This is a genomic window from Pseudomonas subflava (genome assembly GCF_023823685.1).
In the GTDB taxonomy this organism is placed as follows: Bacteria; Pseudomonadota; Gammaproteobacteria; order Pseudomonadales; family Pseudomonadaceae; genus Aquipseudomonas; species Aquipseudomonas subflava.
The window spans coordinates 180738-201446 of the sequence record NZ_JAMXBF010000009.1 but is presented as its reverse complement, the minus strand read 5'-3'; the positions used below and the strand labels follow the sequence as shown (position 1 = coordinate 201446).

At 68.5% G+C, this 20709-nt stretch carries 21 protein-coding genes; 6 read left to right on the top strand and 15 right to left on the bottom strand.

The features are described 5' to 3' along the window. Positions 1 to 24: 24 nt before the first annotated feature. Complete coding sequence (locus tag NF616_RS14400) at positions 25 to 579, bottom strand: hypothetical protein (RefSeq protein WP_252273983.1); 555 nt, start codon at positions 577 to 579, stop codon at positions 25 to 27. Between the two features lie 112 nt (positions 580 to 691). Here NF616_RS14400 and NF616_RS14395 point away from each other — a divergent pair, with 112 nt between their 5' ends. The 3 genes from NF616_RS14395 (at position 692) to NF616_RS14385 (ending at position 4032) form a co-directional block, all read left to right on the top strand. Beyond that, positions 692 to 1186 carry an LEA/WHy family protein gene (locus NF616_RS14395; RefSeq protein ID WP_252273982.1) on the top strand — a complete coding sequence of 165 codons (495 nt, stop codon included), beginning with the start codon at positions 692 to 694 and terminating at the stop codon, positions 1184 to 1186. A 5-nt stretch (positions 1187 to 1191) separates the two neighbouring features. Then, entirely contained in the window at positions 1192 to 1389 is a 198-nt protein-coding gene (locus NF616_RS14390) for an SEC-C metal-binding domain-containing protein (RefSeq protein ID WP_252273981.1), read from the top strand. A gap of 111 nt (positions 1390 to 1500) precedes the next feature. Further along, entirely contained in the window at positions 1501 to 4032 is a 2532-nt protein-coding gene (locus NF616_RS14385) for a penicillin acylase family protein (RefSeq protein WP_252273980.1), read from the top strand. 3 nt (positions 4033 to 4035) lie between these two features. On the opposite strand, the gene NF616_RS14380 is transcribed toward NF616_RS14385, so the two are convergent. Continuing rightward, complete coding sequence (locus NF616_RS14380; RefSeq protein WP_252273979.1) at positions 4036 to 5409, bottom strand: choice-of-anchor Q domain-containing protein; 1374 nt, start codon at positions 5407 to 5409, stop codon at positions 4036 to 4038. Between the two features lie 548 nt (positions 5410 to 5957). On the opposite strand from NF616_RS14380, the gene NF616_RS14375 reads away from it, so the two are divergent. From NF616_RS14375 to NF616_RS14365, 3 genes are all read left to right on the top strand, one after another. Then, a complete protein-coding gene (locus NF616_RS14375; protein WP_252274161.1) occupies positions 5958 to 6638 on the top strand; it encodes a polysaccharide lyase family 7 protein in 681 nt (226 codons plus the stop codon). A 246-nt stretch (positions 6639 to 6884) separates the two neighbouring features. Beyond that, complete coding sequence (locus NF616_RS14370) at positions 6885 to 7364, top strand: hypothetical protein (protein ID WP_252273978.1); 480 nt, start codon at positions 6885 to 6887, stop codon at positions 7362 to 7364. A 159-nt stretch (positions 7365 to 7523) separates the two neighbouring features. Continuing rightward, positions 7524 to 8807: an OmpP1/FadL family transporter gene (locus tag NF616_RS14365; RefSeq protein WP_252273977.1), complete on the top strand. Its 1284-nt coding sequence runs from the start codon at positions 7524 to 7526 to the stop codon at positions 8805 to 8807. A 112-nt stretch (positions 8808 to 8919) separates the two neighbouring features. Here NF616_RS14365 and NF616_RS14360 read toward each other — a convergent pair whose 3' ends face one another. The 13 genes from NF616_RS14360 to NF616_RS14305 form a co-directional block, all read right to left on the bottom strand. After that, positions 8920 to 9468, bottom strand: a complete 549-nt coding sequence (locus NF616_RS14360; protein ID WP_252273976.1) for a glutathione peroxidase — start codon at positions 9466 to 9468, stop codon at positions 8920 to 8922. 63 nt (positions 9469 to 9531) lie between these two features. Next, on the bottom strand, positions 9532 to 9654 hold the full coding sequence (locus NF616_RS21240) for a hypothetical protein (RefSeq protein ID WP_286675060.1): 123 nt from the start codon (positions 9652 to 9654) through the stop codon (positions 9532 to 9534). Further along, on the bottom strand, positions 9651 to 10859 hold the full coding sequence (locus NF616_RS14355) for an MFS transporter (RefSeq protein ID WP_252273975.1): 1209 nt from the start codon (positions 10857 to 10859) through the stop codon (positions 9651 to 9653). Before NF616_RS14355 ends, NF616_RS21240 begins: the two co-directional genes overlap by 4 nt. Before the next feature lie 15 nt (positions 10860 to 10874). Then, on the bottom strand, positions 10875 to 11288 hold the full coding sequence (locus tag NF616_RS14350; RefSeq protein WP_252273974.1) for a MarR family winged helix-turn-helix transcriptional regulator: 414 nt from the start codon (positions 11286 to 11288) through the stop codon (positions 10875 to 10877). A 1209-nt stretch (positions 11289 to 12497) separates the two neighbouring features. Continuing rightward, a complete protein-coding gene (locus NF616_RS14345; protein WP_252273973.1) occupies positions 12498 to 13235 on the bottom strand; it encodes an adenosylcobinamide-GDP ribazoletransferase in 738 nt (245 codons plus the stop codon). A 16-nt stretch (positions 13236 to 13251) separates the two neighbouring features. Then, complete coding sequence (cobC, locus tag NF616_RS14340) at positions 13252 to 13824, bottom strand: alpha-ribazole phosphatase family protein (protein ID WP_252273972.1); 573 nt, start codon at positions 13822 to 13824, stop codon at positions 13252 to 13254. Continuing rightward, the gene (gene cobT / locus NF616_RS14335) at positions 13821 to 14876 is read right to left on the bottom strand and encodes a nicotinate-nucleotide--dimethylbenzimidazole phosphoribosyltransferase (RefSeq protein ID WP_252273971.1); all 1056 of its coding nucleotides are present in this window, start codon (positions 14874 to 14876) and stop codon (positions 13821 to 13823) included. The genes cobC and cobT overlap by 4 nt, the downstream gene beginning before the upstream one ends. Then, positions 14873 to 15394, bottom strand: a complete 522-nt coding sequence (gene cobU, locus NF616_RS14330; RefSeq protein ID WP_252273970.1) for a bifunctional adenosylcobinamide kinase/adenosylcobinamide-phosphate guanylyltransferase — start codon at positions 15392 to 15394, stop codon at positions 14873 to 14875. The genes cobT and cobU overlap by 4 nt, the downstream gene beginning before the upstream one ends. 10 nt (positions 15395 to 15404) lie before the next feature. After that, positions 15405 to 16874, bottom strand: coding sequence for a cobyric acid synthase (locus NF616_RS14325; RefSeq protein ID WP_252273969.1), 1470 nt, complete (start codon positions 16872 to 16874; stop codon positions 15405 to 15407). Continuing rightward, positions 16871 to 17857: a threonine-phosphate decarboxylase CobD gene (cobD, locus tag NF616_RS14320; protein ID WP_252273968.1), complete on the bottom strand. Its 987-nt coding sequence runs from the start codon at positions 17855 to 17857 to the stop codon at positions 16871 to 16873. Before cobD ends, NF616_RS14325 begins: the two co-directional genes overlap by 4 nt. Further along, positions 17850 to 18755 carry an adenosylcobinamide-phosphate synthase CbiB gene (cbiB, locus tag NF616_RS14315; protein ID WP_252273967.1) on the bottom strand — a complete coding sequence of 302 codons (906 nt, stop codon included), beginning with the start codon at positions 18753 to 18755 and terminating at the stop codon, positions 17850 to 17852. Before cbiB ends, cobD begins: the two co-directional genes overlap by 8 nt. After that, positions 18752 to 19402 carry a 5,6-dimethylbenzimidazole synthase gene (gene bluB / locus NF616_RS14310; protein WP_252273966.1) on the bottom strand — a complete coding sequence of 217 codons (651 nt, stop codon included), beginning with the start codon at positions 19400 to 19402 and terminating at the stop codon, positions 18752 to 18754. Before bluB ends, cbiB begins: the two co-directional genes overlap by 4 nt. Beyond that, a complete protein-coding gene (locus NF616_RS14305; RefSeq protein WP_252273965.1) occupies positions 19399 to 20691 on the bottom strand; it encodes a cobyrinic acid a,c-diamide synthase CobB in 1293 nt (430 codons plus the stop codon). Before NF616_RS14305 ends, bluB begins: the two co-directional genes overlap by 4 nt. Positions 20692 to 20709 lie beyond the last annotated feature (18 nt).

The following is a 20709-nucleotide window of genomic DNA, read 5'->3' as shown; positions in this document are numbered from 1 at the left end:
GGCCCGCAATCGCGGGCCCTGTACTCATTCCTGCAGCTTGAGGTGCGAGGTGTCCGGCGGCGGTGCGACCGGCGCGCCCTTGGCCTGGCCCATGTCGCTACCGACCGGCGCCAGGCTGAATTGCGAGAGGTCGACCTGCGGCGCCTGAGCCTCGACCTTGGCGTCCTGCAGATCGGCCCCGACCGGGGCGATGCCGAAGTCGGGCGCCTGCACATCACTGAACGCCGCCATGTATTCATCACGCGGGATCACCCGGGCGGAACCGTGCTGCATCGGCGCCGCAGCCGGGGATGCCATCGGTGTCGCCACGGGCTCCGGAGCAGGCGGCGGCGCCATCTCGACCTCTTCGACCTCCAGCGCCTGGACGATGGCCACGGCGCCGGCGCGCTCCATGGTCGCACGGTACTTCTCGGCGCCAGCGGCATCCAGGCCGCTCTTGATCACGATGCGCCGCCCGGAAAACAGCAGGGCGATGCGCTGGGCATCGGCCTGGAACAGCCGCGCCAGGTTCGCCTGCACCTGCTCCAGCGGCGCGCCCGGCACCACCTGCCCGGCAAAGGCGATCTCGTAGAGGCTCATGGTCACACTCCTGTCCAATTCGGCCTCCAGTATGGCGCAGTTTTTTTCTACGGACAGCAGGTGGCCGCCAAGCAGCCGCTTGTTACACTGGGTCGTCCATTGGAGCCACGCAATGTTTTTACAGGCACGAGCACGCACCATCGGCCTGGCGATAATCATCGGCCTGCACGCAGGCCTCTCGGGATGCGCCGGCTGGTTCAGCGGTGATTTCCAGGACCCGGAAGTCCGCCTCGTCAAGGTCGATGTGATCAAGGCCAGACTGCTGGAGCAGCGATTTTCCCTGCGCTTTCGCATCGACAACCCCAACGACGTCGACCTGCCGGTCCGCGGCCTGGTCTACGACGTGCACCTCAATGGCATCCAGCTCGCCGAGGGCGAGTCCAGCGAATGGTTCAGCGTGCCGAGCCACGGCCGCAGCGAATTCGAGGTGCCGGTGCGGACCAACCTCTGGCGCCACGTGAAGCAGATCGTCAAGGCACTCGAGGACCCCGACCAGCCGATTCGCTACAGCCTGAGCGGCGAGGTGAAGACCGGACTGTTCTTCGGCCGCGACGTGCATATGCGCCGCGATGGCGAGATAATCCCCGGCGATTACATCCCGGAGTGAGCTTCATGACTCAGCAACCCCACGTACATGGCCCCGACTGCAACCACGACCACGATCATCACCACGATGACGGTCACGTGCACGGCCCGCACTGCAACCATCACCACCAGGAACCGGTGCGCAACCCGCTGAAGGAAGTCGGCCGCAACGATCCCTGCCCCTGCGGTAGCGAAAAGAAGTTCAAGAAGTGCCACGGCGTCTGATCTGAGCTCCTCGCCGGCAGGGTCCTATGCCCTGCCGCGCCCCTACTCCCCGGCGCATTCGCCCTCTACAATCCGCACCCATCATCCGTCTCCCTGCGCCAGGAGCCAGTCATGGGTTCGCGTCTGCTTCCCCGTCCGCTGTTCGTCGCCGCTGCCGCCGTCCTGTGCAGCACGCTGTTCCTCGGCGGCTGCCAGTCCTTTCTGAATGGCCGCTACGCCGACAGCGTGCACCCGAACCAGGGCATCGTCCGCGTTCAGGGCCTGGCGCAGAGCGTGGTGGTGCGGCGCAACGCGCTGGGCATGCCGCTGATCGAGACCACCACCTTCCATGACGCCCTGTTCACCCTGGGCTACGTGCACGCCGCCGACCGCCTCAGCCAGATGGTTGGCATGCGCCTGCTGGCCGAGGGCCGCCTGGCCGAGATGAACGGCCCCGGCGTGCTGGAAATCGACCGTTTCATGCGCACCGTCAACCTGCGCGCCAGCGCCGAGGCGCTGTACAAGAACGCCTCGCCGCGCATCAAGAAGTTCTTCGAGGTTTATTCCCGCGGCGTCAACGCCTACCTGTTCCGCTACCAGAACAAGCTGCCGATGGACCTGGCCGAGAGCGGTTACCGCCCGGCCTACTGGAAGCCGGAAGACTCGGTGCTGCTGTTCTGCCTGCTCAACTTCGGCCTGTCGGTCAATCTGCAGGAAGAGATCGCCGCCCTCACCCTCAGCGACAAGGTCGGCACCGACAAACTGGCCTGGCTGCTGCCGAGCTACCCGGACGAGCCGCTGCCGTTCGAGGAAGCCGAGAAGCTGCACGGCCTGAGCCTGGCCGGCAAGATTCCGGGCCTGGCCGCGGTCAACGACGCCGCCGGCCAGGTCGCCGCGCTGAACATGCTCGGCGTCGCCGCCTCCAACAACTGGGCCATCGCCCCGCAGAACAGCCGCAGCGGCAAGAGCCTGCTGGCCAACGACACCCACCTGCCACTGTCGATGCCGTCGATCTGGAACTTCGTGCAGATCCGTTCGCCCAAATTCCAGGCCGCCGGCGTGTCCATCGCCGGGGTGCCGGCCGTGGTCGCCGGCTTCAATGGCAAGCTGGCGTGGGGCATGACCATGGTCATGGGCGACAACCAGGACCTGTTCCTGGAGAAGGTCAAGCGTGAGGGCGGCCGCCTCTATTACATGGCCGACGGCAGGTGGCAGCCGGCCCGCGAGCGCCAGGAAACCTTCTTCATCCGCGGCCAGCGGCCGATCCGCGAGACCATCTGGGAAACCCGCCACGGCCCGCTGCTCAACTCGGCGCTGGGCGAGCGCAAGTCGCCCATGCAGCCGCTGCCCTTCGCCAGCGGCTACGGCCTGGCTCTGCGCAGCATCCAGGGCGAGACGGATCGCTCGATCGACGCCTTCTTCGACCTGTCCCGCGCGCAGTCGGTGGAGCAGGCCTTCGAGGCCACCCGCGAAGTGCGCGCCATGGCGCTCAACATCGTGTTCGCCGATGCCCAGCACGTTGGCTGGCAGATCACCGGCCGCTACCCCAACCGCAGGCAGGGCACCGGCCTGGTGCCTTCGCCGGGCTGGGACGGCGCCTACGACTGGGACGGCTACGCCGACCCCATGCTGCACCCCTACGACCAGGACCCGGCGCAGGGCTGGCTCGGCACCGCCAATCACCGCACGGTGCCGCGCGGCTATGGCATGCAGCTGTCCAACTCCTGGTTCTACCCCGAGCGTGCCGAGCGCATCGCGCAACTCGCCGGTTCCGGACGCCACGATCAGAAAAGCATGATCGCCATGCAGTACGACCAGACCACGCCCTTCGCCGGCAAGCTGCAGGCGATGTTCGACGCACCGGGCATGACCGAGCCACTGAACAAGGCCATCGCCGCGCTGCCCCGCGCCGAGCGCGCCAAGGCCGAGGAAGCGCACAAGCGCCTGATGGCCTTCGACGGGCGCATGGCCGCCACCTCTGCCGCCGCCGCGCTGTACAGCGCCTTCCTGCACGAGAGCGCGCGGCAGACCTTCCTCGACGAGCTGGGCCCGGAAACTTCGCCGGCCTGGCAGGCGCTGGTGGACACCGCCAACAACAGCTACTCGGCACAGGCCGACCACCTGCTCGGCCGCGACGACAGCCCGTTCTGGGACGACGTGAAGACCGCGCAGAAGGAAGACAAGCCGGCGATCATGGCGCGCAGCCTGGCCGGCGCCGTCACCTACCTGGAAGGTAAGCTCGGCACCAATCGCAGCGCCTGGCAGTGGGGCAAGCTGCACCAGTACCGCTGGACCAGCGAGGCCACCAAGATGGCGCCCTACCTGAGCGCCAGTCAGCGCAGCGGCATAGAAGCCATAAGCGGCTACCTGGACCGCGGCCCCTACCCGGCCGGCGGCGACCACGGCACCCTCAACGTGGCCGCCTACGAATGGGGCAAGGACTTCAATGTGTGGCTGATCCCGGCTATGCGCATCGTCGTCGACTTCGGCCTGCAAGAGCCGATGATCGGCGTCAACAGCTCGGGCCAGTCCGGCAACCCGGCCAGCCCGCACTACGCCGATGGCATCGACGCCTGGCTCAAGGGCGGCTACATGAGCTTCCCGTTCCAGAGCCGCAACATCGACCGGGTCTACGGCAGCAAGCGCCTGATGCTGATGCCCTGAGCCTCACTCCACCCAGGGCAGGCGGCGCTCGAAGGCGCCCAGGTCGCATTCCGCGGAGGCCAACCGGTCGCCGGGGCGCGGCCTCTGCATCCTGCGCTGGTCGTATGAGGTGCAGGAGCCTCTGCCGGCATCCAGCGCCGGGCTGCCCTGGATCAACACGTAGTACTGGGTGCCGTTCTCCACGCCCAACCCGGTGGAGCGCACTTGCGGGTCCATGGCCTGGGTGAACAGTTGGGCGTCGTCCAATGTCAGGTCGTGGGCGCAGCTGCCGCCTCCCGCGCCCAGCATGAATCCGCGACCGAGGAAATAGCCGCCCTGGTCGCCGCAGTTGGCCGGCTGCGCCTCGTAGGCGTTGCCGGCGACGATGCTGTTGCGCACTTTCATGCTGCCCAGGTTGCTCAGGCCCAGACCCTGGTTGGCGACCAGGGTGACGTTGACCAGCTGCATCGAGGCTTCCGTACCGCTGGGGAGATAGCTGGAAAGCCCGTTGGCGACCACACCGTTCACCTCCGTACCGATGTTCCCCGCCAGGGTGCTGTTGACCAGCACGAACACGCCACGCTCGTTGTTGACTATCGCCGCACCGCCACCGCCACCTTCGTACTCGCCCGCGCGATTGCCGAAGAATGACGAGCGCGACACGTCGGCGTACCCCTCGTTGTAGATGGCGCCGCCGTGGGCGTAATCGACGTCGTTGTCGGTGACGCTGTTGTTCTCGAAGTGGGTATCGCGCACCAGCAGCGTGCCCAGGTTGTAGATCGCCCCGCCCTGGCCGGTGAAGCCCTCGTCGCCGTTCGAGTTGTTGTCGCGGAACAGGCTGAAGCTGACGCCCAGGTCGCCGAAGTTGGCAATCGCCCCGCCCTTTCCCTGGATGCCCGGCGTGGCGCGATTGTCGTAGAAGCCGACGTAGGCGATGACCGCCTCACCATCGTTGCGGATAGCGCCGCCGTAGGTGTCGGCACGGCCGTCGCGCAGGCTCAGGTAACGCAGTTTGACCGAGGCGCCGGGGAGTATCTCGATCAGTCGGTCGGACACGCCCTGGATGCTGGTGGTGTCGTAGCCGGCGCCGACGATGGTCAGCTCGCCGCCGATATCCAGGTCGCCGCGTGCGCTGACGTCCTCGTCCGGGTCAGGCTCCTCGTCGGCATTCCATATCGGGTCCGACAGGCTCAGCACATAGGTGCCGGGGCGCAGCTCGATGCGGTCGGGGCCGGGGTTGTTGTTGGCCTGGTAGATGGCCTCGCGTAGCGAACAATCGCTGGTACAAGCCGGGCGGAATAAATCCTGGGTATTGCTCACGATCAACGTGGCAGCTTCGGCCAACGGCGCAAAGGCGGTAGCAAGAACAAGAGAGGACAGGCAAGAGCGGCTGGGCATGACGATTCTCCAGAGGCGTTGAGATTCCCAGTCGGAGAAAGCTCGGCTTCCGGCACCGTCATCCGGCCAACGGCCGATGAGCAGCTATCGCTAGACAGGCAAAACGGACCCCAGTTCGCAACCTAGCGTGACGACCATCACATCACCCCATAACTCACTGTCCCGCGTGTTGAGAATCGCTTCACAAACCGCTCTAGCCCGGCGCTTTCCGTTCGTCGCCATCGGCGCTTCGCTTGCTCGTTTACACCCCGTTTCGCTGGGCGTTTCGCTACCGCTAAAACCCTTGCGGATCAACACAATAGAAATTTCAGAAAGCCCGTCAAATTACCGCCAATTTTCAGACGTCAATATAGCGACGAACGGTAATTATCAAAGCCCGAACAGCTCCGTATAAAGCGCCCCGTGCCCAGCCAAATCCCTGGCCGGGCCAGCAAAAGCTTCATTCTGTGTGCGAGTAACTAGCAGGGCGGCTAGGCAGTCATTACGTCGGGAACGACCTGCGCCTCCGAATGAGTTGTATGGCATTTCTTCCGGAGCAGTTACGCAACATGATCGACCTCAACACCTGGAACCTCACCATCCCCGTTGGCGAACCGGCTACCACCATCAGCACCCCGCTGCTGGCCAACGGCTATCAGGACGATTACTTCAAGAACATCAACGGCACCCTGTTCTTCTGGGCGCCGGTGGATGGCACCTCCACCAAGAATGCCAAGTACCCGCGCAGCGAGCTGCGCGAGACCTACCCGGACGGCAAGCTGCGCAACTGGAAGTACCAGGCAGCCAGCTACAACAACCTGCGCGCCACGCTGAGCGTCAGCCAGGTGCCCTCTACCGGCAAGATCGTCATCGGCCAGATCCACAACGTCGAAGGCACCGATCCGCCCATCAAGCTGCAGTACGAGTACAGCGCGTCGGCCAAGACCGGCAGCCTGACCGCGATCTATCGCCTCAAGCCGGGCATCAGCACCAGCAAGGCGATTGTGATGCGCAACGTGCCGCTGAACGCGAGCTTCTCGTACACCATCACCCTGACCAAGGGCGGTACGCTGGCGGTGTACGCGAAGATGCCGACCACCGAGACCGTGAAGTGGAGCGCCAAGCTCGACCCCAGCTGGGCCAAGCAGACCATGTACTTCAAGGCTGGCAACTATGTGCAGGACAACAGCGGTGACAACACCGAGGCGGGCGCGGTGACCTTCACCAAGCTCCTGGTCGAGCACCTGTAATAAGAAGTAGATAGGAAAAGGGAGCCGGCGACGGCTCCCTTTTTGCGTTAAGGCACACGCTTAAGCACTAGCCGGTATATCAGCCGCTTCCCCAATCCTTAAACATTTTAAAAACAGCCCTTTACGCTCGATTTATCGCACTACACTTCAAATCGAGCGGCTAACCCCGCTCCCGGCGGGGTCTTTATTAGAACCAAGAACAGCTGCCAGGCACCTGACCCCGCCGGCACCTTTCGCGAGGGCCCCATGGGAATTGCCGCCAGCGAGCTGTGCCAACATGTCATCCGCCCTACCCTCCTCTATTTGGGGCGCCACTCACCCACCGCCGAAGCCCTGTTGCTGGGCACCGCCGCCTGCCAGTCCGCCCTCGGCAGCGCGCTCGGCGATCCACAGGGGCATGGCCTCTACCGCATCAGCGAACCGCGCCACCAGCAACTCTGGGATCGCCACCTGGCGTTCGACCCGGATCTCGCCAGCCTCGTCCGCGGCCTCGCCAGCCAGCATGCCTTCCTCGCCGCGCCGCACCTGGAACTGACCGTCAACCTGCGTTACGCCACGGCCATTGCCTGGCTGCTGGTGGAGAGCGAGCGCCCCGCACTGCCGGCGGCGAACGACCTGCACGGGCTGGCCCGCGTCTGGCGTCGGGTATTCCACCCTCGAGGCCGCGCCAGCGACTTCCTGCAGGCCTGGCAGCAGCTCGTTCTGGAGCACTCGCACGCGGCCTGACGAGCAAGAAATCTTACGAACTTTTCCTTGACCATCAGGTCAGCTCGAGAACGCACCGCGCTTAACGAAACTTCACAAAAAGCCCGTTCCAGAGCGGTTGGCAAGCTGGAACAAAGCGCGTAGCTTGCCGCCCTCGTTTTACCGTTCGTGAGCATCCTAATGAAAAAACTCTGGTTGAAGACTTCTCTCGCACTGGCCGTCGGTGCGGTTTCCACTCACAGCCTGGGCAACGGAATTGCCATCAACGAACAGAGCGTCAGCGGCATGGGCACTTCCTTTGCCGGCCGCGCCTCCACCGCCAACGACGCCACCGTCCTGTTCGGCAACCCGGCCGGCCTGACCAAGCTCGAGCGCCCCGAAGTGGTCGGCGGCTTCGGCCTGGTCGACGCCAAGGTCGACCTGGATGACGCCAGCAGCGAAACCGCCAAGGGCGACATGGTGCCGCTCACCCCGGTACCCTTCGCCTACTACGCCAGCCCGATCGACGAGCAGTGGAGCTGGGGCCTGGGCCTGTACGTGCCGTACGCGCTGATCAGCGATTACGAGAAGAGCTTCGGTGGCCGCTTCAAGGGCCAGTACAGCAAGGTGGAAGTCGTCACCCTGCAGCCGACCATCAGCTACGAGATCAGCGATCGCGTATCCGTCGGCTTCGGTCCGACCATCAACAAGATCAAGGGCAAGCTGACCAACAAGCTGGACAACAGCGCCGCCTTCGGCACCGGCGAGACCAAGGTCGGCATCAAGGGCGACGACGTCGGCTACGGCTTCAACGCCGGCGTGATGGTCGACGTCACCGACCAGCTCACCTGGGGCCTGACCTACCACTCCAAGGTCGACTACACCCTGGAAGGCCGCACCCGCATCAGCGGCGGCACCGGCCCGATCTTCAGCGGCTTCAACGGCGACTACGACGCCACGCTGGACTTCACCACGCCGGAAACCGTGGACACCTCGGTGACCTACGCCTTCGACGACAAGTGGACCCTCTACGCCGGCGCCACCTTCACCCGCTGGAGCCGCCTGGACGAGATCGTGGTCGAGAACGAAGGCACTCCGAGCGTCCTCGGCCTCAGCCCGATCGCCGAAGTCAGCGAAGAGCTGAAGTGGCATGACACCTGGTCCTACGCCATCGGCGCCTCGTACCAGCTCAACCCGCAGTGGGTGCTGCGTACCGGCCTGGCGCTCGACCCGTCGCCGGCCGACAACGAGCACCGCTCCGTGCGCATCCCGGTGGGCAACCGCAAGGTGTTCTCCATGGGTGCAGGCTGGTCGCCGAACCCGGACATGACCATCGACGTGGCCTACACCTACCTGCGCGAGAACGCCGCCAAGGTGAACCAGTCGGGCCGCGAGCTGGCCGGCCGCGATATCGCCCCGGGCTTCAGCGCCGAGTACAACAACAGCGCCCACGGCCTGGGCCTGCAGGCCACCTACCGCTTCTGACGGATCGGGCGGCACGAAAAAGCCGGGCATTCGCCCGGCTTTTTTATGCCCGCTGCGCACGGCGCGCTCGCGGCTTTCGTAGGATGCGCCGCGCGCCCCGCTTCGCGCTCGCTCACTGGGCCAGCGCTTTCTCGATGGCCGCCAGCAAGTCCTCGTCGTCCGGCTTGGTCAGGCTGGAAAAGCTGGCGATCACCTTGCCGTCGCGGCCCACCACATACTTGTAGAAATTCCAGCGCGGCGCGCTGCTCTGCTCGGCCAGCTCGCGGAACAGCGGCACCGCGTCGTCGCCGCTGACCGCCTGCGGCTCGCTCATGACAAAGGTCACGCCGTAGTCGATGAAGCAGACCTTGGCGGTCTCCTGGGAGTCGTCGGCCTCCTGCTTGAAGTCGTCGGAAGGCACGCCGAGTACCTCGAGCCCCTGGCCCTTGTAGCGCTGGTACACCGTCTCCAGCCCCTTGAACTGCGGGGTGAAGCCGCAGCGGCTGGCGGTGTTCACCACCAGCAGCGGCTTGCCGGCGAAGCGCTGGCACAGGTCGATGCGCTCCTTGGAACGCAGCTGCTGCAGCTCGCCCTGGCCCTTCAGCAGCGGCGGGCAATCGGCGGCCCAGAGCGGGGCGCAGAACAGGGAAAGCAGGGTCAGGCTGGCGATGCGCGGCAACATGGCGGGCGGGCTCCGAGTGGGTCATGCCGCCACGCTACTCGCCCTCGCCCGCCTCGGCAACGCTCAGCACAGGCTCATGTTGAGCTGCAGCAGGGTCAGCCCGCCGCGGCTCCAGCCCCACCAGGCCAGCGCCAGCAAGCCGGCGACCAGCAGCGCCGCCAGGCCCGAGCCGAGGCCGCGACTCATACCGCCTCCGCCGCCCGCAGGCGGGCCACCGGCTGTTCGCGCACCGGCCAGTTGATCGCCGCCGCCAGCAGGCCGAAGAGGATCGACAACTGCCAGACCACCTCGTAGCTGCCGGTATGGTCGTACAGATAGCCGCCCAGCCAGCCGCCGAGGAATGAGCCGATCTGGTGGAACAGGAAGACGATGCCGCCGAGCATCGACAGGTTGCGCACGCCGAACAGGGTGGCCACCGTGCCATTGGTCAAAGGCACGGTGGACAGCCACAGCAGCCCCATGGCCATGCCGAAGGCGTAGGCGCTCCACTCGGTCAGCGGCGAGTAGACGAACGCGACGATCACCACCGTGCGCGCCAGATACAGGCCGGTGAGCAGGCGCGGCTTGGACATGCGTCCGCCGAGCCAGCCGGCGATATAGGTGCCGAAGACGTTGAACAGCCCCACCAGCGCCAGCACCGTGGTGCCCACCGAGGCCGGCAGGTGCTGGTCGACCAGATACGACGGCAAATGCACGCCGATGAACACCACCTGGAAGCCGCAGACGAAGAAGCCCAGCGCCAGCAGCCAGAAACCGCGATGGGCGCAGGCCTCGCGCAGGGCCTCGCCCAGGCTCTGCTCGCTGCCGGCCGGCGCCGGTTGCGGAATGTCGCGCACCATCCACGCCAGTGGCGCGATCAGGGCCACCAGCAGGCCCAGCGTAATCAAGGCCGACGACCAGCCCAGCCAGCCGATCAGCCCGAGCGTGCCGGGCAGCATGGCGAACTGCCCGAAGGAGCCGGCAGCAGCCGCGATACCCATGCCGATGCTGCGCTTCTCCGCCGGCAGTGCCCGGCCGACCACGCCGAGCAGCACCGAGAACGAGGTGCCGGACAGACCGATGCCAATCAGCAGACCGGCGCTCAGCGACAGGGACCAGGCCGAGTCGGCGCTGGCCATCAGCGCCAGACCGGCCGCGTACATCAACCCGCCGGCGATGATGACCCGACGGGCGCCGAAGCGGTCGGCCACCGCGCCGGTGATGGGCTGGGCCAGGCCCCAGATCAGGTTCTGCAGGGCGATGGCGAAGGCGAACACCTCACGCCCCCAGCCGTATTCGCCGCTCATGGGCGAGAGGAACAGGCCGAAGCCATGGCGGATGCCCAGCGACAGCGCGAGGATCAGCGATGCACCCAGCAGGAGCCAGCCTGCCGTACGCCAGGGATTGTTCATCTGCATGTCTCCGCTTCAGTCGATGGTTTCCAGGTCGTCGAGCAACCGCATCAGCTCGGCCCGCTTGTCCGCGCCCAGGCGCAGCGCCAGCGCCTGTTGCGCCCGCTCCCACAGCGGCGCGCCCCGCTCCAGCACCTGGCGACCGGCCTCGCTCAGCAACACTTGCCGGCTGCGCTGGTCGGCGCCGCTACCCAGCTGCACCAGCCCCATGCCCTCCACCACCCGCAGGTTGCGCCCGAGGGTGCTGCGGTCCAGGCCCATGGCCTCGGCCAGGGTGGAAATGCTCGGCTGACCGAGGCGCTGCAGATAGCGCAGCAGGGAAAACTGGGCGGCATTCAGCCCGACATCGGCCAGGGCTTCGTCGTAGATGCGGGTCACCCCGCGGCTGGCGCGGCGCAACTTGGTACAGAGGCATTGGGTCGGCAACATGGATACAGGTATATACCCGCTTCGGGCGAGCAGGCAGTTACAGTTGCGACCTAAACGAGCGGAACAGCCCAGATCGCGGGACCGTACGTGCGCCGTGCGCACCGGAGGTTAACCATCATCAATCGGCCATGCGCCGAAGTAGCCGCCCACCGGGACATGGCCCAATTCGCGCCGGCTTCGGCCTAGGGATTTCGCTCGCCGAAGGCAGTGCGCCATTCCAGGCGACGCGGTGTGTATCCGGGCCGTGTCTGGCGGGCTGTCGCTTCGCTCCGAGACCGCCCTACGGCTTTTGTAGGGCGTCACTCGCCGTAGGCAGTGCGCCATGCAGGCGACGCGGTGTATCGCGGGCCGCGCTTGGCGGGCTGTCGCTTCGCTCCGAGGCCGCCCACGGGCTTTCGTAGGGCGTCACTCGCCGGAGGCAGTGCGCCATGCAGGCGACGCGGTGGATCCCGGGCCGCGCTTGGCGGGCTGTCGCTTCGCTCCGAGGCCGCCCACGGGCTTTCGTAGGGCGTCACTCGCCGGAGGCAGTGCGCCATGCAGGCGACGCGGTGTATACCGGGCCGCGCTGGGCGGGCTGTCGCTTGGCTCCGAGACCGCCCTACGGCTTTCGTAGGGCGTCACTCGCCGGAGGCAGTGCGCCCTGCATGCCAGGCGGGGGATACCGGGCCGCGCTGGGCGGGCTGTCGCTTGGCTCCGAGACCGCCCTACGGCTTTCGTAGGGCGTCACTCGCCGGAGGCAGTGCGCCCTGCATGCCAGGCGGGGGATACCGGGCCGCGCTGGGCGGGCTGTCGCTTGGCTCCGAGACCGCCCTACGGCTTTTGTAGGGCGTCACTCGCCGAAGGCGGTGCGCCATTGCAGGCGGCGCGGTGTATCCCGGGCCACGTCTGGCGGGCTGTCGCTTCGCTCCGAGGCCGCCCTACGGGGCTTTCGTAGGGCGTCACTCGCCGGAGGCAGTGCGCCATGCAGGCGACGCGGTGTAGCCCGGGCCGCGCTTGGCGGGCTGTCGCTTCGCTCCGAGACCGCCCTACGGCTTTCGTAGGGCGTCACTCGCCGGAGGCAGTGCGCCCTGCAGGCGACGCGGTGTATCCCGGGCCGCGCTTGGCGGGCTGTCGCTGCGCTCCGAGACCGCCCTACGAGCGCTTTGTGGGCGTCACTCGCCGGAGGCGGTGCACCGCCGGGCTCTGGACGCGGCCGGGCGAGACGTTCGATCACGCCCACAGCGCCAATGCCACCAGCACTGCGCACTCGCTCAGTTCCAGCAGGGCGCCAGCGGTGTCGCCGGTGGTGCCGCCGAGGCGGGCGATGAAGGCGCGGCGCAGCAGCCAGAACACCAGGGCGGCAGCCAGTAACGCCAGCACGGCAGAAAAGCCGAGCAGCAGCATGGCCAGGCCGTGCAATGCCAGCAGCAGCGGCAGGCGCTCGCGCGGCAGATGCTCGGCCAGCGCCGCGCCCAGGCCGCCGGATCGCACATAGGCGGTGGTCAGAAACAGCAGCGGCAACAGCGCACGCCCCAGCCAAGGCGCCAACAGCAGCCCGGCCCAGGCTTGCCGCTCGAGCAACACGACCACCGCGGCGAACTTGAGCAGCAGCACCAGCAGCAACACGACCACCGCGATGGGGCCGCTGCGCGGGTCCTTCATGATCGCCAGCGTGCGCTCGCGATCACCGTAGCCGCCCACCCAGGCATCGGCGGTGTCGGCCAGGCCATCCAGATGCAGGCCACCGGACAGCCCGACCCAGACGGCCAGCAGAATGGCCGCCTGGAGCAGCGCCGGCGTATCGCCGAGCAGCCCGTGCAGCGCCAGCAGCAAGCCGCCAATCAGCAGCCCCACCAGCGGATACCAGAGCAACGAGCGGCCGATCTGCGCAGGCTCAGGCATGCCGGGCAGACTCACCGGCAGACGCGTGAGGAACTGCAGGGCGATCAGCAGCGGCGGCGGCAGCATCAGGCTTCGGCCCGCTTCAGATTTCGGCCAGCTGCAGGCCCGGCTCGACACTCAGGCCGTGCAACACGCCATAGCCCACTTCCACCTGCAGCAGCTGGTTCTCCGGCAGGTTGCGCGCGCGGGCCAGCAGCAGGCGCATCACGCCGCCGTGGGTGATCAGCAGCACGCGCTGGCCATCCAGCTCGGTCTGCAGGCGCTCGACGGCGGCCAACACGCGCTGGGCGAAGTCCCTGACCGGCTCGGCGCCGGGCGGAGTGAAGCGGTAGGGATCGTTCCAGAACTCGCCGAGGGCCTGCGGGTCTTCCAGCAGGATCTCCGCCGAGTTGCGTCCTTCCCACTCACCGAAGTGCAGTTCGCGCAGATCGGCCTCGATGCGCAGCGGCAGGCCGTTGGCTTCGGCAAAGGCACGGGCGAACGACTCGCAACGCTGCAGCGGCGAGCTGATCACCAGGTCCCAGCCACTCTTGCCGGCCAGGGCCAGCTGCATCTGCTGGCGGCCCTGCTCGGTCAGCGCATCGTCGCTGCTGCCGCGAAAGCCGGGGCCGGCGTCGGTCACGCCGTGGCGCAACATATCCAGGGAAAGGGTCATTGTTTGTCCTCAACCAGAGCTTCAGAAAAGGTAGCCATGCCGCCGTGCAGCGCGCAGGCCAGTTTGATCAGGGGCAGCGCCAGCGCGGCACCGCTGCCCTCGCCCAGGCGCAGGCCCAGGTCGAGCAGTGGTGCGGCATCGAGCTCGGCCAGCAGTGCTGCGTGGCCCGGCTCGGCGCCGGCATGGGCGAACAGCAGCCAGGGCTGCACGCCAGGATTCAGGCGCACGGCGCACAGGGCCGCCGCGCTGCAGATAAAGCCGTCGACCACGGCCGGAATGCCGGCCTGGGCACAGGCCAGATAGGCACCGGCGAGTGCCGCCAGCTCGAAGCCGCCGACCCGGCGCAGCGCCTCAAAGGGATCGGCAAGCGCCGCGCCATGCAGGACCAGGGCGCGCTCGATCACCGCCTGTTTGTGGCTGACGCCGGCGCCGTTCAGCCCGGTGCCGGGGCCGGTCAAATGACCCGGCGTGAGATCACTCAGGGCGCAGGCCAGGGCCGTGGCGGCGCTGGTATTGCCGATGCCCATCTCGCCGGCCAGCAGCAGGTCGCAGCCTGAGGCCAGCGCCTCCTGCACCGCATCACGCCCGGCCTGCAGCGCGGCGGCGCACTGCTCGGCCGTCATCGCCGGCTCGACGGCGAAATTGGCGGTGCCGGCGCCGAGGCGCAGGTGGCGTACGCCGGGCAGTTCCAGATCGAGATTCACCGTACCCAGGTCGACCAGCCGCAGCGGCACGCCCTGCTCGCGAGCCAGCACGCTGACGGCGGCGCCGCCGGCGACGAAGTTGCCGAGCATCTGCGCGGTCACCGCCTGCGGGTAAGCCGACACGCCCTCGGCGACCACCCCGTGGTCGCCGGCGAACAACACCAGCTGCGGGCTGCGGACGGCAGGCTTCTCATGCCCCTGCAGCGCGGCCAGGCGCACGGCCAGCGCCTCCAGCGCGCCGAGGGCGCCGGTCGGTTTGGTCAGTTGCGCCTGGCGCGCCAGGGCGGCGGCCTCGGCGGCGGCGTCGGGCTGGCGGCAAGGCTGCTGCCACCAGGGTGAAGCGGTCATAGCGTCTCTCCTTTGAGCAGCATGGGCAGGCCGGCGACGCAGAATTGCACGCGCGCGGCGCGCTCGGCCACGGCCTGGTGCAGCCAGCCGGCCTCGTCGACATAGCGGCGGGTCAGCTCGCCCAGCGGCACCACGCCCAGGCCGGTCTCGTTGCTGACCAGGATGATACGCCCGGGCAGTTCGCCCAGCGCCTCGAGGAAGGCATCGCGCTGCATGGCCAGGCGGGTCTCGTCCTCCAGCATCAGCAGGTTGGTCAGCCACAGGGTCAGGCAGTCGACCAGCAGGCAGCGCTCGGGGGCGGCATTGTCGCGCAGGGCGCGGGCCAGTTCGAGAGGCTCCTCCACCAGGCCCCAGTCGGCCGGACGGCGCTGACGGTGGTGCTGGATGCGCGCGCTCATCTCGCCGTCCAGCGCCTGGCTGGTAGCGATATAGGTCACGGCCAGGCCGCTCTGCACGGCCAGCTTCTCGGCCAGGCGGCTCTTGCCGGAGCGGGCGCCGCCGAGGATCAGTTCGAGCATGGTTTGCCTCTTACAGGCCGCACAGCTCGCGGAGCAGGCGGGTATCCAGATGCGCCTCGACCAGGTCGGCCAGGCGCTCGATATCTCGTTCGCGGCGCGCATGGTAATCCACCTGGCGTGCCTCGCGCAGGCCGGCCCAGCGCAGCAGCGCGGCGCAGGCGGCCGGCTGCTCGAACAGGCCGTGCAGGTAGGTGGCCATGACCTGGCCGTCGGCGCTGATGGCGCCATCGGCGCGGCCATCGTCCAGGCGCACGGCGGGCGTGTCCAGCGCCGGGCCGGAGCTGACCCCTGCGTGGATCTCGTAGCCGCTGACCTCCAGCTCACCCAGGCTCAGACTCCCGCGCACATTGCGCAGCTGCTTCTCCGGCTCTAGCACGGTGGCGTAGTCGAGCAGGCCGAGGCCTGCGCTGCTGCCGGCAGGCCCTTCCAGGCCTCGCGGGTCGTCGATGCGCGTGCCGAGCATCTGCAGGCCGCCGCAGATGCCGAGCACCTTGCCGCCGTAGCGCAGGTGGCGGGCGATGGCCGCATCCCAGCCATGCTCACGCAGGCGCGCCAGGTCGGCGCGTACGCTCTTCGAGCCGGGCAGGATGATCAGGTCGGCCGGCGGGATCGCCTGGCTGGGGCCGATGAACTGCAGGTCTACCTGCGGATGCAGGCGCAGCGGGTCGAAGTCGGTGTGGTTGCTGATGCGCGGCAACACCGGCACGGCGACGCGCAGCGCATCGCGCTCCTTGTCCGGCTGCAGCACCTGCACCGCGTCCTCGGCCTCCAGGTGGAAGTCCATTAGGTACGGCAGCACGCCGAGCACCGGCTTGCCGGTGCGCTCTTCCAGCCAGTCCAGGCCCGGCTGCAGCAGGGCGATATCGCCGCGGAATCGGTTGATCACGAAGCCCTTGACCCGCGCCTGCTCGCTCGGCGACAGCAGCTCCAGCGTGCCGACCAGGTGGGCGAACACGCCGCCCTTGTCGATATCGGCGATCAGCAGTACCGGGCAGTCCACCGCCTCGGCGAAGCCCATGTTGGCGATGTCGCCGGCACGCAGGTTGATCTCGGCCGGCGAGCCGGCGCCTTCCACCATCACCGCCGGGTATTGCGCGGCAAGGCGGGCGTGGGACTCGAGCACCGCCTCGCGGGCGACGCACTTGTAGTCGTGGTAGGCCACGGCGTTCATGTTGCCGATGGCGCGGCCCTGGATGATCACCTGGGCGCCGGTGTCGGAGTTGGGTTTGAGCAGCACCGGGTTCATATCGGTGTGTGGCGCCAGCCCCGCGGCCTGGGCCTGTACCGCCTGGGCGCGGCCGATCTCGCCGCCATCAGCAGTCACCGCGCTGTTCAGCGCCATGTTCTGCGGCTTGAACGGCACGACGCTCACACCCTGGCGCTTGAACCAGCGACACAGCGCCGTCACCAGCGTGCTCTTGCCGGCGTCAGAGGTGGTGCCCTGGATCATCAGGGTGGCGGGCCTTGCCGTGCGGCTCATCGCGGCATGTCCTTCAGCGCCTGCTCCAGACGCTGCCAACCGGCCTCGTCGCCGGGCAGGCCGAAGCGCAGGCAGCGGATCTCGGCGAACAGGCGCAGGAGAATGCCGCGGCGGGCGAAATAGCCATGCAGGCCGACGGCCTGGTAGTGCCCGACCAACTGGAACAGCGCGGTGCCGCCGGCCGGGGCCAGGCCGTGCTCGCTGAGCAGCACGGCCAAACGCAGGCCGTCGACGCGCAGGCACTCACGCTGGCGCTGCTGGCCCTCGACATCAGCGAGCAGCGCCGCGGCCACCGCCCGCGCCGGGCCGCTCACCGCCCAGGGGCCGAGCTGCGCGGCGAGCTGTTCGAGCAGCCCTTCCTCGGCCAGGGCGAAGCCCAGGCGAATGCCGGCCAGGCCGAAGAACTTGCCGAACGAGCGCAGCACGATCAGCCCCGGCCGCTGGCTGTAGGCCGCCAGGCTGTGCTCCGGCGTGCAGTCCATGAAGGCCTCGTCGACCAACAGCCAGCCGCCGCGGGCGGCCAGGCGCGTATGCCAGTCGAGGAGGCGCTCGCGCTCGATCAACCGCCCGGTCGGGTTGTTCGGATTGACCACCAGCACCACGTCGAAGCGGTCCAGCGAGCGATCCAGCGCGCCCTCGCCCAGCTCCTGCACCAGATGCCCCTCGCGGCGCCAGGCCTCCGCGTGCTCGGCATAGGCCGGCGCCAGCACCGCGACCCGCAATCCGGGCCGGCGCAGCCGCGGCAGCGCCTGGATCGCTGCCTGGGAGCCGGCCACCGGCAGCAGCGCGGCGGCGCCGTAGTAGTCGCGGGCCAGCGCCTCGAGACCGTCGTCGGGCTCGGGCAGGCGCTGCCAGACGGACTCGGGAATGGCCGGCAGCGGCCAACCGTAGGGGGCGATGCCGGTGGACAGGTCGAGCCAGTCGGCCACGGCGATGCCGTAGCGCTGCGCCGCCGCGCGCAGGCGGCCGCCGTGGTCAAGCAAGGTACAGCCCTCCCAGAATCAGGGTCAGCAGCCACAGGGCCACGCCGCCATGTACCAGATTCAGCGCCCGCTCGATGTCGCGGGCCCGTGGCGGCGCGCCCTCGCCGAGCTGCGGGCGCTGCTCCTCCACGCCGTGGTACACCGCCGCGCCACCGAGGCTGACGGCCAGCGCGCCGGCGCCGGCGGCCATCACCGGGCCGGCGTTGGGGCTGTCCCACTGCGGCGCCTGGCGCCGCCAGCAACGCAGGGCCAGGGTGGTACGCCCTAGCAGCGCATAGGTCAGCGCCACCAGCCGAGCGGGCATGTAATTGAGGATGTCGTCGATGCGCGCGGCGGCCCAGCCGAAGCGCTCGAAGCGCTCGTTGCGATAGCCCCACATTGCATCCAGGGTGTTGCTCAGGCGATACAGCACCACGCCGGGCGCGCCCAGCAGGCAGAACCAGAACAGCGCGGCGAACACCGCGTCGGAGCCGTTCTCCAGTACCGACTCAGTGCCGGCGCGGGCCACGCCGGTGGCGTCCAGCTCGGCGGTACGCCGGCTGACCAGGTAGCCGACCCGCCGGCGCGCCTGCGGCAGATCGCCCAGGCGCAGCGCCTGGGCCACCGGCAGCGCGTGCTGGCCGAGGCTCTTCAGGCCGACCGCGAAATACAGGGCGAGGATATCGACCAGCCAACCCAGCTCGCCAAGGCTCAGCAGCCAGGCCAGCGCCACTGCCGGCAGCACCGCCAGGCACCAGCCGCTGACGCCATGACTGCGCCAGCCGCGACCGCCGGCATTGAGGCGCTGTTCGATACGCGTCGCCAGCGCGCCGAAGCCCACCAGCGGGTGCCAGCGCCGCGGCTCGCCGAGCCAGGCGTCCAGGCCGACGCCGGCCAGGGCGGACAGCGCCAGGCTCATGGGCACTGCCCCCAGCGGTCGGCGAACACCAGCTCGGTGAGCTCGCGCTCGCGGGCCCAGCCCTCCTGCACCAGCATCGGCTGCTCGTAGAACGCCGCGACCGGGCCCAGGCAGAGCACCGCCACCGGCTGGCTGCCGGCCGGCATGCCGAGCAGGTCGGCCAATTCGAGCGGGTCGAACAGCGAGACCCAGCCCAGCCCCAGGCCTTCGGCGCGGGCCGCCAGCCAGAGGTTCTGGATGGCGCAGCTGAGCGAGGCCAGGTCCATCTGCGGCAGGGTGCGACGACCGAACACGTGGGCCTCGCGGCCATCCATCAGTGCCGCCACCAGCAGCTCGGCGCAGTCGCGGATGCCCTCGACCTTGAGCCGCATGAACTCGTCGCTGCGCTCGCCCAGGGCCTCGGCGGTGCGTACCCGCTCGGCCTCGACCAGGCCATGGATAGCGTTTCTCAGCTCGGGCCGGGTGATGCGGATAAAGCGCCAGGGCTGCATCAGGCCGACGCTGGGCGCCTGGTGCGCTGCCTGCAGCAGGCGCGCCAACAGCTCCGGCGCCACCTCGCCACCGGCGAAATGGCGCATGTCGCGGCGTTCGGCGATGGCGCGGTAGACCGCGGCGCGCTCGTCGGGGCTGAAGGCGTGGTCACTCATGGCAGCAGTAGCTCGGCCGCCGCCCGGGGGTTGGACGGCAGGTAGAAGTGGATATAGGAGGCGGTCAGGCGGCCGCGGCGATACACCGCCTCGGCCACCGGCTTGCCGTTCGGGCAAACGCCACGGGCCAGCGGCACCTCGGTGCAGTCCAGCACGGAATGGTGATAAGTATGCCCGCGCAGGGCGCCTTCTGGCAGCTCCACCTGTTGCAGCGCCAGGGCGGCGAGGCGCGGCTGCATGCGCGCGCTGCCCGGCAGCAGGCCGAGCAGCTCGGCGCTTTCGCCCTGCTTGTCGGTCAGCGTCTCGAGCAGGTAGAGCATGCCGCCGCACTCGGCGAGGACTGGCTTGCCGGTGCCCTGATGCTCGCGGATCGCCTGCAGCATCGGGCGATTGCCGGCCAGGGCCTGCAGGTGCAACTCGGGATAGCCGCCGGGCAGGTACAGGCTGTGCACATCCGGCAAGGCCTGGTCGGCCAGCGGCGAGAAGAACACCAGCTCGGCGCCCAGCGCGCGCAGCAGATCGAGGTTGGCCTGATAGAGGAAGGCGAAGCTGGTGTCGCGGCCCAGGCCGATGCGCACGCCGCTCAACAGCGGCTCGATGGCCTGTGCGACCGGCGCGGCGAAGCTCACCGGATCGGGCAGCAGCTCGCCGGCACTGGCCAGCAAGGCATCGGCGGCGGCGTCCAGGCGGATATCCAGATCGGCCAGTTCCTCGGCCTGGATCAGCCCCAGGTGACGGCGCGGCAGCTCCAGCGCGGCGGAACGCGGCAGGCCGCCGAACCAGCGCATGCCGGCTGGCAGGCTGTCGCGCAGGATGCCGTTGTGGCGTTCGCTGCCGGTGCGGTTGGCCAGCACCCCGGCGAACGGCAGGTCGGCCTGGAAGTGCGCCAGGCCGTGGGCCAGCGCGCCGAAGGTCTGGGCCATGGCGCCGGCGTCGATCACGCCCAGCACCGGCACGCCGAAACGCCGGGCCAGGTCGGCGGCCGAGGGCGCGCCATCGAACAGGCCCATGACGCCCTCGATCAGGATCAGGTCGGCCTCCCCCGCCGCCTGCCACAGCAGACGCCGGCACGCCTCCTCACCGACCATCCACAGGTCGAGCTGGTAAACCGGAGCGCCGCTGGCGCGGGCGAGGATCATCGGGTCGAGGAAGTCCGGACCGCACTTGAACACCCGCACGCGCTTGCCGGCGCGGCTGTGCAGGCGTGCCAGGGCGGCGGTGACGGTGGTTTTGCCCTGGCCGGAGGCGGGCGCGGCGATCAGCAGGGCCGGGCATTGGCGACTACTCATATGCCTCCCGTCATCCAG